This is a genomic window from Acinetobacter sp. P1332, assembly GCF_044057475.1.
GTDB classification, from domain to species: Bacteria; Pseudomonadota; Gammaproteobacteria; order Pseudomonadales; family Moraxellaceae; genus Acinetobacter; species Acinetobacter johnsonii.
This window is the reverse complement of record NZ_CP171158.1, coordinates 97261-110210: the sequence shown is the minus strand read 5'-3', so window position 1 is coordinate 110210 and position 12950 is coordinate 97261. Positions and strand designations below refer to the sequence as shown.

General features: G+C 37.2%; 6 protein-coding genes. 3 read left to right on the top strand and 3 right to left on the bottom strand.

The features are described 5' to 3' along the window. Positions 1 to 24 precede the first annotated feature (24 nt). The 3 genes from ACFN7Z_RS18015 to ACFN7Z_RS18005 form a co-directional block, all read right to left on the bottom strand. A complete protein-coding gene (locus ACFN7Z_RS18015) occupies positions 25 to 627 on the bottom strand; it encodes a hypothetical protein (RefSeq protein WP_046127688.1) in 603 nt (200 codons plus the stop codon). Beyond that, the gene (locus ACFN7Z_RS18010; protein ID WP_044432059.1) at positions 620 to 2410 is read right to left on the bottom strand and encodes a hypothetical protein; all 1791 of its coding nucleotides are present in this window, start codon (positions 2408 to 2410) and stop codon (positions 620 to 622) included. The genes ACFN7Z_RS18015 and ACFN7Z_RS18010 overlap by 8 nt, the downstream gene beginning before the upstream one ends. A gap of 167 nt (positions 2411 to 2577) precedes the next feature. Continuing rightward, positions 2578 to 3054: a hypothetical protein gene (locus ACFN7Z_RS18005; protein ID WP_044432065.1), complete on the bottom strand. Its 477-nt coding sequence runs from the start codon at positions 3052 to 3054 to the stop codon at positions 2578 to 2580. A gap of 1582 nt (positions 3055 to 4636) precedes the next feature. Here ACFN7Z_RS18005 and ACFN7Z_RS18000 point away from each other — a divergent pair. Genes ACFN7Z_RS18000 through ACFN7Z_RS17990 form a run of 3 tightly spaced genes read left to right on the top strand, consistent with a single transcriptional unit; the run spans position 4637 to position 12934 of the window. Next, positions 4637 to 6271, top strand: coding sequence for a hypothetical protein (locus tag ACFN7Z_RS18000; protein ID WP_044431636.1), 1635 nt, complete (start codon positions 4637 to 4639; stop codon positions 6269 to 6271). 31 nt (positions 6272 to 6302) lie between these two features. Next, complete coding sequence (locus ACFN7Z_RS17995) at positions 6303 to 9974, top strand: DEAD/DEAH box helicase family protein (protein ID WP_395442707.1); 3672 nt, start codon at positions 6303 to 6305, stop codon at positions 9972 to 9974. Between the two features lie 11 nt (positions 9975 to 9985). Continuing rightward, positions 9986 to 12934, top strand: coding sequence for a helicase C-terminal domain-containing protein (locus ACFN7Z_RS17990; protein WP_395442706.1), 2949 nt, complete (start codon positions 9986 to 9988; stop codon positions 12932 to 12934). Positions 12935 to 12950 lie beyond the last annotated feature (16 nt).

The window sequence follows — 12950 nt, the reverse complement described above, 5'->3', positions numbered from 1 at the left end:
GGACGGTTTAAAAGGGGGGTTTAATTAGTATAAACAGTTGCCGTTTGCACCAATAGAGCGTCCATTCTGGCTTAAATACCGTTGTACGGTGTTAGCAACATCTCTTGGGAGTTGATTATTCACTTTTTGTATAACATCGACTTTGTATTTATTCTGACAACTCACAATACCAGCCAACATGTTATTGATCAGTGATGTATTGTCTTTACCATCCAATTTACGTGTTTCTTCGTTTATCACTATGAATTGAACAATATTTAGATAGTTATTCGTGAGGTTGTCACCACTTTTTGATGACTTGTTTAGATTCTCAATGGTCGAATTCAAGTTATTCATTCGTGCTTCAAGGCCAGAATCACCAGTGATATTTGCATTATTGTTTTGGTAACGCGTAGCTGTGGTGTTCCGATTAGAATTATATTGTCTTTGCTGTATCGGCTGTTGCTGAACCTGAACTGGTGCTTGCTGTTGAACTTGACCAGGTGCTTGCTGTTGTTGAGCTGGCACTTGCTGAGTTGATTCTTCATTTGAAGTTGCTTTTTTATACCAATCACTAAAATCGGCATTTGCACTACTACTCAATATAGTAGCCGTAAAAATTGCACATAAATAAAGTTTATTATTCATTGTCTGAACTCTCTTTACCGTTGTAGTTCGCTGGACTAATAGCTTTTAAACTGAACTCATTTGCAAGTTTCCACAACCGCATAAATGTCTTTTGCTTTTCTTGTACCCAATAGTCCTTATCTTTTTTTAGAAGATTCTTCAATACATCTGAGTTCAAGTGGAAATTATCATCAAAAAAATGTTCAAACAGGAGTTCTGTTAAATAGTTTTGAGTTAACGTTTTTTTATTTTCATTACCCGTACCAAAGAATATTTGGCAAAGCTTTGTGCTTTCACACACGAGATCTATGTATTTTTTCTCGTCTGCATTTCGCTGGTGGCGCAAATGAGGATGTGTAATAAAAATAGAATTACGTATGAAAGCATAATCAATAATTACAGTAGCTTCCGTTTTCTTTGAAATGTACTCAGCGTTTGTAAGAATTTCACAAGTGGTAACATCAACTTTGTCGCGAATATTAATGAATTCGCTTGAGAAAGTAGATGCACTTTTGTTTTCGATCTCAACTTTCTTATCACGATTTCTCAGATAAAGTAAATTATCTGCTTGCTTCATATCGTTTAGGAATCTTTCAAAGAAGTGATTACTTTTATATAGATCTTCTAGAGCTCGCGTAACATAAGACGCAACCAAATTAAGATTTTTAGCTAAATATGATGGTCCATTCTTAGTTGTATAAGCAGCTAAACGATCCTTAACAAGTTCTATTACTTTTTCAGGTTCACCATTATTTAATCGAATTGCTGAAGTGAAGAGCGCATTACTGATTTTAAGCTCATTGCCCTGTTCATCCTGAACCTTTGCACACATTTCATTTAATGTATTAAGCGCTTTACGATAGTTGGACTTCAACTGAATCTGAAAACGATAATTGCAAAAATCGTCACGATCTGGTGTACGCTTATTGCATGGTTCATACTTAACAGAAATAAATAATTCAATAGATGGATTGCTATTCAGTCTTTCTAATGAAACAAGAAGTCGTTTACGGTAAAAATCACTTGCTTTGTATTTAAATTCTACTGAAAATTCGGTTAATGCTTTGAAGTCAATGTAAGGAATAACCACTTCGCCACGAAACTCATTGATCTTCATCAAGTTATACATATAAAGATCAAAACGGTCCTTAAATCCAAGAACCGTTAAAGTGTCGAGAACTGTGTAGCGCCCTTTTTTATCAAAATCTAATTCAGACAGATTGGCAATCAACGTTTCTTCAAGCTGATAGCAAATAAACGCATTGTTATCTAATTCAAAATAGCCCGTACTGGCAAACATTCTTTTATGAGTTACGCTGTCTACGTCATTTCTTGAAAATGGTTCGCTGTCCATTTGGCGTAAAGAGCTCATTGGTAGCATCACTTTACCAACACTATTTAGCGTATTCCATGCCAAAGATTTGATACGGCCATTGCTGAGGTAATTAGCTTTATTTTTGAATAAAAGAATTTGACGGATGTATTCAAAATTCAGAACAAAGTTGTTCGCTAGTTGTAATGCTTCAATTTGGGATAATTCAGGTTTTTCAGCGATAACGCGCTGCAGCTGATGTGCATACTTATTTTTGGCATTCACCAGCATTAAGTAAAAAACGAATTGATCAACAACTGGAATATCTAGATAACATTCGACTATGAAATTACTGATTTTGTTGCCGTAACCCAAGAGATCCATGGTTTTTGTTTCGGCATTAATAATTGAGTCTTTGATTGACTGCGATAATCCAAAAATTTCATCTTCTGAAATTCCTTTACTTATGCAGACTTGTGAAGAATCTTGCATAACTGCTCCACTTTAAACAACGTACAACGTACATTGCCTGAGATTGAATTAAAAAATAAAACTAAAAATATATTTGCAACCCAACTAACGTTGTAGTCTTTTCGCTTTAAAGCTGTGTATATACTAACTAAATTTTAGACAATAAAAAAGCCTCGTCAGAGGCCTAATTACGCAATTAACATTATTTGTTGACCGATCTGCGGTAACTCTAGTTTAGAAGTAGTGAACCTGTATGGTAGCTTCTCATATATGCTTTTAAAACTAAGAGAATTTCTAAAAAAATCAAAACTTTTAGTGAGTTTAAAAGTAATATCGCCACTTGATAAGATTTGAATTTCGTCAATCATAGGTGCTGCAGCTTGCTTCACATCTGTATCAATCATAAATGATAAATCACAAGCTTCTCGCATGATCTGGTTGATAGTTTTCTTATTAAAATCTAGACCTGTAACGTGGTTAACTTTTTCAGCTGATACAACGTATCTACCGTCTTCTGCAGAATAAAATGCATTTAAATTATCAACTAGAATAAGCAATTCGGCAGATAAAACACCTTTTAGCAAAATATCAGACGAGCCAGAGCTAAACACATTGAAGTTAATGAGTATTTTTTGATGTCTAAGACTAAATGATTGAAATTGCATATCTCGAATTCCCATAGGCATTCTGAGTAGACATTATAGCATCAATTCGTTAATTAGACTACGATTAAATGCATTTTTAACAGTAATTTCTTAATAAATAAGACTATGAAAAACAGTGCCTTATATGAGAAATATTCACAATTACAATGTAAGTTAACCAATGTAATATAGGCACCCAGCGAAACTTTTTTATATGTGGATGTAAACTTTCTTCCGTCCTAATGACGTAAGTTATTGATTTATAGTGGTGCCAAAATACGAGCGAAAGTTTTTTACAACTGGATGTAAACTTTCTTCCGCCCTAATGACGTAAGTTATTGATTTATAGTGGTGCCAAAATACGAGCGAAAGTTTTTTATAACTGGATGTAAACTTTCTTCCGTCCTAATGACGTAAGTTATTGATTTATAGTGGTGCCAAAATACGAGCAAAAGTTTTTTACAACTGGATGTAAACTTTCTTCCGTCCTAATGACGTAAGTTATTGATTTATAGTGGTGCCAAAATACAAGCGAAAGTTTTTTACAACTGGATGTAAACTTTCTTCCGTCCTAATGACGTAAGTTATTGATTTATAGTGGTGCCAAAATACGAGCGAAAGTTTTTTATAAATGGGGTGTAAACTTTCTTCCGTCCTAATGATGTAAGTTATTGATTTATAGTGCTGGCAAATTTCGAGCGAAAATTTTTTATAAGTGGATGTAAACTTTCTTCCGTCCTAATGATGTAAGTTATTGATTTATATTGGTGCCAAAATATGAGCGAAAGTTTTTTATAAATGGGTTGTAAACTTTCTTCCGTCCTAATGGCGTAACTCATTGATTTTCTGTTATAGTAAGAACTCAGCGAAACTTTGTTACATCCAGTTGTAAACTTTCTTCCGTCCTAATGGCGTAAGTTATTGATTTGTCGTAAAACGAGCTAAATAGCGATCGTTGGGTCGTATATAAGGGCTATTCCTCATAAAATCTGAAAGTCTTTATTATCAAGGCTCTCATGAAATTGGAAAAGTTATCCGCAGGATTTTGAATTTAATTTGCGCTCAAATGAATTTAATTTGCGCTGGAAGTATTTTTTTATTCTATTTAATTTTATTATAAACAGTGACTTACAATACTTGCTAGTTTGCAAATTTCCAATATTGCAAAAAGCTAAAAAATGAACAATATTTTACTCATATTTTTAAATACATTTTAATATACAAGAACTTAATTTGTGGATAGAATTTAACTGCAAAGTGGATAAAAACGTCAAAAATCAGCTAAAAACGCCTTTTTTTCTAAAAAATCAAATTCAATTTGCGCTCAAATGAATTTGATTTTCGCTCGTACCATTTGTGTTTTTCCGTCCTAATCCTGTAATGTCATGAAAAATAAGCATAAAAAAAGCCCCTAATTAACTTCCCTTAATTAGAAAGATAATAAACATAAATTTCTTTTTAAAAATTTACTCTTAAACTTTTTAATATATTTTTTAATTTTTTATTTGCCTCCTTAGTATATACCAATGAGGTTTTGTAGTATTTTATAAATAGCTTGAGTCAATGACCAGCAATCAAAAATATAAAGCGTGGAATTTAAGAAATGAGTAAAAGTGATAATACGATTAAACGTATCGTCATGACTGTAGATCAATTTTACAAACATGATGAACAAGACGAGCAGTATGCATACGGCTTTGATATGTCTACCAATGAACCAGTTCGCATACGAATGAGTTCATCTGAAGAATTCACGAAGATCATTAATAAACTCAACAAGCATCATACTGAGAATGTTTCAGTAGATGAAGTCCACGCAAAATTTGATTCTGGACGTAACCAACGTACTTCATTAGACACACATAATCGCGGTGCTAACCGTGGTCGAATTATCTGTTTTGACAAATGTGTTGACTCACCCAACGAATCTCTTGACGGTTATAAAACTTATGTTGCTCAGTGGTGCAACGTAATGAGTAACAACCCGAATTCGCAATTAATTAAAGCAGTCACTTCTATCAATGTGCATCAACAAAAAAACGGCGATTTCTTTGTTAAAGCTCAAATCATTGAAGATGCAGCACATATGCAAGTGCCCAATGTAAAAATTAATTCTCCAGCACTTCATAACGCTATTATTAAAAATAATTTACAGCTTCTTGTTAAATCTTTATCGAATAGTACTGACAACCAACCTGAGCGCATTCCATTTTCAAAAATTGTTGTGCGCTATGAGTCTGGTTCTGTATTAACTACAATCCCATTGATTCCAACCTATGACAGTGCTGATCGTGAAAGTGTTAAGCAATTCGCTAAGCCAGATCCGTTGATGGAACGTGGCGGTATTGATAAAACTAAAAAGTCTTATCGGGTTGCTAAAGATCCGATTGAAAGTATCAAAGATATTTTGAACGGCAATGACTTTCACACCGCAACATTTGATCCAAATTTTGTACCATCCAACCAGTATGAAAAAGACCAGTTCGATAAACAGGCTCAGAACGTTTATGTTATGGACCAGGCCCGTATTGCCCTGTTTGCATTACTTGGCGATCGACAAATTAAAGTGTTCTACAATGAAGATGTAGACAAAGAAAAAAATCAAAATTTAAAACGTCTTTACGCTGGCTTGGTGAGTCAAAAATTACTGCCTGAGGTTTATCATGGCCAACAACTACAACTAGGTGCGCTTTACAAAGACACGTTCTTAAAGAAATTTTTCAACAATAAAACGCCTCACGCTGGTTTTCGCAAGGTAGATCCAGAAATAGATTTACGTACTGGTGAGGGTGTTCGTGGTGTTGGTGCACCTCCCCTAGTGAATCAATTTACCGATGACTACGGCAATCCAAAACCGCACGACTTAAATCCTCAATTTTTAAGTCAAGTTGATCGTCAGACCATGAATAAATTGACGCATGCAAAACAGCAATTTGCTGAAGCGTTTATTGTTATTCAACCACACCAACGGAACTCGAATAATTGTTTTGTCTCGTTTATCGAGCCTGTTGAACTTACTCAAACCCGTATGAATGCGTTGAACTTTTCAGAAATTACGGTAGAGCATGTACAGCAACATAAAGCTTCAATCGATAGTCCGTTATCTAAGAACTTCAACCACGATCTTTTACCTGATCCGCAAGAGTTAATGATGAAAGTCAGACAGCCAGAAATGGATGTTAAGAAAAGCCAAGAAAAGGCTGCGACTTCTGATGTCTATAACGACATGACTTTTTAATCAAATAAAATAATTCTTCTTCAGGTTCGCTATGACTACTCATGATTTAAACGAAAAAATTAAATGGATCGACTTATCACAAGCTGGTGTATATCTCGATGTACGGCGTGTTGGCCAGACGGATAGCCAATTACTTTTATTGGACGTTCAAAAAAAACTATCTAAAGAAAATTTGAATAACATTGGTTTTACACCGATGAAGTTTGAGGCTTATCCTCACTTTGACGGTCACTTGTATCAATACAATTTGAATGAAACGATCAAACCAAGACTGTTTCATGAAGTTTTGGGTATTCCAAAAGAATTTATCCGTAGTGTGCTTGCGACTCGCCAAGAATTGCATGATTTATTCAATGCCCAAGCAAAAACATTGGTGCCACAACGATTGAACGTTGCGTTGAATAGTGCAACTCCACTCGGTTATAACTCTGATGGCAACAAAATCTATGCTTCAGCTCATAACCGTTTTTACGTGAATGCCCAAGGTACGCAAATACCTGAAGGTCCTAATGATCAGCCGTCTAGTCTGTACTTACGTGCGACCAAGCAAAAAGATTTAAAAGAATGCTTAAGAGGCTATATCTATCAATTAGAACATGAAACAAAGAGCCATAATCACCAGGACTTTTTAAAGTTTTTAGCTCTAATCACGCAAGCCAAAAATGCTGACGTTGATGTATCCAAGGTAACAGATAAACAGATCCATACTGCAGAAGAAGCGCTTGAAACAGTGATGGTCGAAAAGTTAGGTGAGCTTGATTTTACTGAGAGCTCATTTAAAACGAGTTTAGCGTTATACAATCGCATGCCGACTAAGACCATGCGAAACAATACGATTCGTATGTTACAGCAATATTCGACTCCAATCCCGATGTCACTTGTGGCTCAGCGCTTATTGATTGAGGGTGATAACCGAACAAAACAAAACTTTTCCGTGCTCGAGCCAACTGTGGGTAATGGATCTTTAATCGGTTTATTAACCCAAGAGCGTAATGCTTCTGTCTATGCGGTTGAGTTAGATCCCAAACGTGCTGAACGTACAAAAGCACTGACTCAAAATTATGAATGCACGGTTGTTACTGCAGATGCTACACAAATTGATTTTGAGCAAACGTTTAAGCAAAAAGTTGACTATGTGATTGCCAACCCTCCTTTTGGTGCTATGGATAAACTAGAACGTGTTGCACCAATTTTGGTTCAACAGCGTAACGGCGTAGATCCAAACCCATTATTGGTAGATCCATCAGAAAACGTCTGGTTCAGTACGGATAAATTGGACCATGCCATTCTGGTTAAATCACTAAACGCACGAAACGATCAAGGGCGTTCAGTTTTCATTATTGGCTCAGATAAACAGATTTCAGATGGTACGGTTGAGCGTAAATCAAAGAATTTACTTAATTATCTCTATAAGCATTATGAAGTTGAGGCGGTTGTAGAAATCCACGGCAATGCATATGCACGAAACGGCGCTAATCAAAATGTTCGTATGTTAGTGGTAGGCAATCGTAAAAACGAACAAGCGTTACTACAAACTTACCAATCTTCTGTGGTACCAGATAAGTTGAAAGTCATTACGGACTATGACGAACTTTGGGGATGGGCTAATAACGTAATCTATAATCGTTTGAATCCGAATAAGGATCTATACTTCAAGCCAACTACTCCGACTCCAGTTGAGCAACAAGCACAACAAGCACCAGTGGTTGAACCTGTTGTTGAGATTAAGCCTGTTGAAAAAGAAAATGACGATTTGTTTGCCAGTCTAGGTGATGAACAGCCTGTTTCGCCACTTGAAGATATTGCATCAAGTGTAACGCCTACGTCTGCAGTCACTATGTTTGATGAAGTCGTGGTCGCTAAAGAAGAAGAGATTAAGCAAGAGGAAGCTGTCAAACCAAAACCGATGTTTGGTCGTAAACCTAAATCAAAACCGAATAAAGTTTCTTTTGACTTTGGAACCGTTGAAGTTAGTACGCAAACAACCAGTTCAGATGATGATGTACCTACACCAACTGAAGCTACACCAACGTTTGAAAATGAAAATGACAATGATTTCGTGCCTGAGGTAAAGAATCCGCACGAGAACCAAAATCAGGATGAAGACCTTGACGATGACGTTAATCTTCAAGTAGGTGATACCACGGCGACCAATGAGGGTGAAACACCTGAACAAACACCAGCTGAAGAACCAGCGGTAGAGCAAGTAAAACAGGAACCGGGTTTAACTGCTGAAGAGATTGCTAAGTTAAATTCTGAATTAGCGATCGGTACTGAGCAAAAAGAAGAACCGACTGTTGAATCTGACCAATCAAATTTACAGCCGATTGTTCCTGTTCCTAATGCTGAAAACACAACAGAACCAACTCCGGAAAATATATACCAAGTTAAGTATATACCGATGTCTATGGCATCTGAGCCAATTGCTTTAGTGGCTAAAAACCAGATTAAAGCGATTAATCAGGCAAATGCTCAATTGACTACACACATCCAAAATGTATTAGGTTTTGGGGGTATCAATTTCCAAGCTGAAGTCGATAATGGTAACTACCCTACTCTTGTTGATGCCTATGTCGCTAAGAAATTGCAATATGACAATTTTGATGCACTAAAGTCCGCTTTTGCATGTGAACAGGTCGATGCGGTTGCCCATATCATTTTACGTTTTGACCAAAACTTACCTGTGCTTATTGGCGACCAGACGGGTTTAGGTAAAGGTCGTATTGCAGCTGCGTGTTTACGATATAGTGCGTTAAGAGGAAAGCCCCCTGTTTTCCTTACAGATACAACGCAACTCTTGAACGACATTTGGCGTGATATTGTTGCTACAGACAGTGACAAGTTCTTTAAAGATCCGTTTATCTTTAACTCGGATGCTGTGATTAACCGCTTTGGTACTGAAGAGGTTTTATTCACTGGCCAAGATCTGCCTAAGGAAATTGAAGATATTCCAGCGCAACATGACTTGGTATTGGCAACGTATAGCCAATTTAACCGACCAAACCGGAAACGTGCGTTATTGACTCGTTTTATTAATCAAGACACTGTTTTGGTGATGGATGAAACGCACCGTGCAGCATCCTTGAAATCAGCTACAAGTCAATTTTTCTTAGATGTTATTGATCAGACCAATCTAATTAATTTCCAGTCTGCATCGGCAATTAAGAAACCTGAAAATCTTGAATTCTTCCATAAATTGTTCCCTCGATCCGTATCTCGTAATGACTTACAAAAGGTTATCGAAAATGCAGATGGTCCAATTTTGGAGTTTATTTCTGAAGGTTTGGTAGACAGCTCTGCCATGATTCGTAGAGAGCAAGATCTCTCGCACATTACCATTCAAACCTTTGTGCCAACTGAAGAGGAAATTAAGAAATTTCACAATTACTCAGATGTTCTTTCTGACATCTTGACGGACATGGTGAAATTTTCTAAAGATATTCGCCTCGATGCGCTAGAAAACATTGCCAATGATGATGATGCTGTTGCCAATTTAGACTTTCATCAGGATTCAGACGATCCGAAAAACCGTTTAAGTTTGAGTGTGATGAACTTTGGATCTCGAATGTACCAGATCCAAAAGCAATTCCTATTGGCATTGAAAACTGACTCTACAAGTGATGCTGTGATTCAGGCATTACATGAGGGTAGAAAGCCCGTGATTGGTTTGGAAAATACGGGTGAGAGTCTATCAACATTTTGATGCAAAGTCGCATGGAAGCGATTTTAAAAGCAGATACGGCGCAAGACGTTACCGCTGATTCGCCTGAAAAAGAAAAAGCGTTTAATAACTTCAAGTCGGTATCGTCAGAAATTGAATTTCTTGAAAATGAGCTTCAAAAACTCATGATCAAAGAAAACCGTGACGCTGGCGATGAAAAAGCAGCGAAAAATATTCAAAAGGAATTGACTAAGCTTGAAGATAAGCGCGGTAGCTATCTGCAAAGTCAAATTTCTGTTTTAGATGAACTCCCACAATTCCGTGACTTGCTTGAAGTGATGTTAGATCGCATCGATGTGGTGAAAGCTGAAGATAACTACGGTAACTCGTTCGTTAAGAAGCTCAGTACGGAAGTGACATTTAATGAAAACGGCGATCCAGTGGTAAGTCCGTATAAAATCATTTTGGATCGTATCAAAGAAAAGATTCAAAAGTTCCCTGATCTACCTTTGATGCCTTTGGACGTACTACGTAACAAGGTGACAAAAGCTGGCTTCAAGATTGATGAAATCTCTGGCCGTCAGATCCACTTAACGGAAACAAGAGACGGCAAATGGAAGGTTAATAAACAAGAGAACAATACGACACAAGGTAAGATTTTGGTTCAATCAAAATTCCAATCTGGTGAAATCGATGTTGTTATTGTGACTCGCTCTGGTTGTACGGGTATTTCTCTACATGCAGCCAAAAACCCTGATCCTACAATTCCATCGGATCACTTGCGCCAACGTGAGTTGTTTTTCTTGCAAAAACCTGAGAACTCTACCGATACGATTCAGATGATCGGTCGTGTGGGTCGCCGTGGTGAAGAATCACATCCGATTATGACGACAGTAGATTCGGGTATTCCAGCAGAAACACGTATGCACTTAATGATGATGCGTAAACTGTCTACCCTATCAGCGAACGTCTCTGCCAACTCAGAAACCAAGTTTAACGAAAACGATTATCCTGACATGCTCAACTACATTGGCAACCGGGTATCGTTGGACTATTTGAAAAATAACGTGAACTTGGCGAACACACTTGATATTGATATTTCGGATGATGAAAAAGGACCATCGTATCGCACGGCGCAAAACTATCATGTGAACCAGTTGCTATCTAAACTGATTTTGATGCCGATTAGTCAGCAAGAACAGGTTTATCAAGACTTGGTTGTTGACTATAACGATAAGATCCGTGAATTAGACTTGTTGGGTCGTAACCCACTCAAGACCAACTTTTTAGACTGGAAAGCTAAAAAAGTCCGTGAGTTTGAAGTGAAGGACAACTTCTTTACCGTGACTTCAGAAACAGAAGCAGCCAAGATCAATACCTTTGATCTACCTGTGCGTTTTGAAGGTCTGCAATACATTGAACATGTTGAGCCATTACGTGCTGACAATCTAAAACTCATGTTCAAAGAAAGTGATGATTATCTGGTGCGTCAATTTAAACGTATCAATGAAAACATCAATGAAACGGTACACGGACTACTACACTATGCCTATAACTTTGAGGCATTGATGTACCAAAAATATGAAGGCTTTGCTAAGCAAAAGTTATTTTTCAAAAGTGGGCAAATGCGTGGTGAAGTAATTCGTGATTATCGACACGAAGTATTTGATCATTTCGGTGTTGTTGAAGCCAATGTAAAACACATTGATGATATTCAATTTCGTAAACCTGATGATCACTCTGCAGATGCCTTTGAGAAAGTAGCTGAAGCGGTTTATCTAGCCAATGATCCTATTTTGACCTCTAACTTTGATCGCATGTATCGAATTGTTCAGGATCTAAAATTCTTGGCTCGTTCTATGGAAAGGAACGAAAAAGAAGGTCATTCAGCGCATGGGTTATTGTTCCTTATCTCAAAACCTAGTCTTTTTGATGATGAAGTGACGCCAGATCACAAAACAGGTGCTTTGCTACGTCTAGACCTACCGCCGTTACGTGGAGGTGCAATCACACCGAATGCGGTTAAGCTTGATTTGGTTTACCCTGGTGATAAGAAGTCGTTTAAAGTTCCACTGATCAATTACACCATGCAAAATGCCAAGCAAGACTTGGATTGGGTAGCTCCAGTGAGTGAAAAAGGACGTATTATCCTAAAACGCTTCAATCCTGAATTTTATTCTTATGCTGATGTGAATAGACGTCATGTTGAGGATCGTCAACCCTTGGTGAACTTATTTACTGAACAAAACAATTATTCCCGTTATACGCGTACCTATTTTGAGAAAGCGCCGTCTGGTGATGTCACACGACAAGCGATTACCTTAACGGGCAATATGTTCAAGGCACATAAGATTGTCAGCTCACTAGATCTACGACATTCAACCGTTATATTTACCGATGCTGATGGTATGCGTAACCGTGCGTTATTATTGCCATCAAATACACCAACTGACTTGTTTGAAAGCTCTCTTGAAAACCAAGTGACGTTTAAGCAAGTTAAAGAGATTGCGAACTTCTTTAATCAATTGCCTGTAAACATTGATTTCAACCGCAATAACTATGTGGGTACTAAGGTTAATTTCCCGTACAAGAAAGCAAGTATTGAGTTCTACTACAACGGTTCAGACTGCTTTAATGTGACGGTGAAATCTGTTGCAAAACAGTTCAATCGTTTTATGTCGAATACCAACGTATTCCATGATCCTAAAGGCGGTAAAACAGATGAATCGTTGAACATCCACTTTACTGAGCCAGGCCGTAATGAGTTTAGATTTGCGCTTGATCTCAAGGATGTTGAACGCTTTGTTGACGAGCTGGACAGTACAACCAAAATTGAAGCTGCCTTTTTGGATTTAAAATCTAAACTTCCTGATGGTAATGGTTACTTTTTAAATGAAATTAACCGTATGCTTAATCCTCCAGAAGAGCCAGCTTATAAGGCTGAGTTACATGAGGGTAAAACCCTAGATAACGATCAAGAAATCCAGCAATTATCTTTCTAAAACCCTCCCTTAAAAG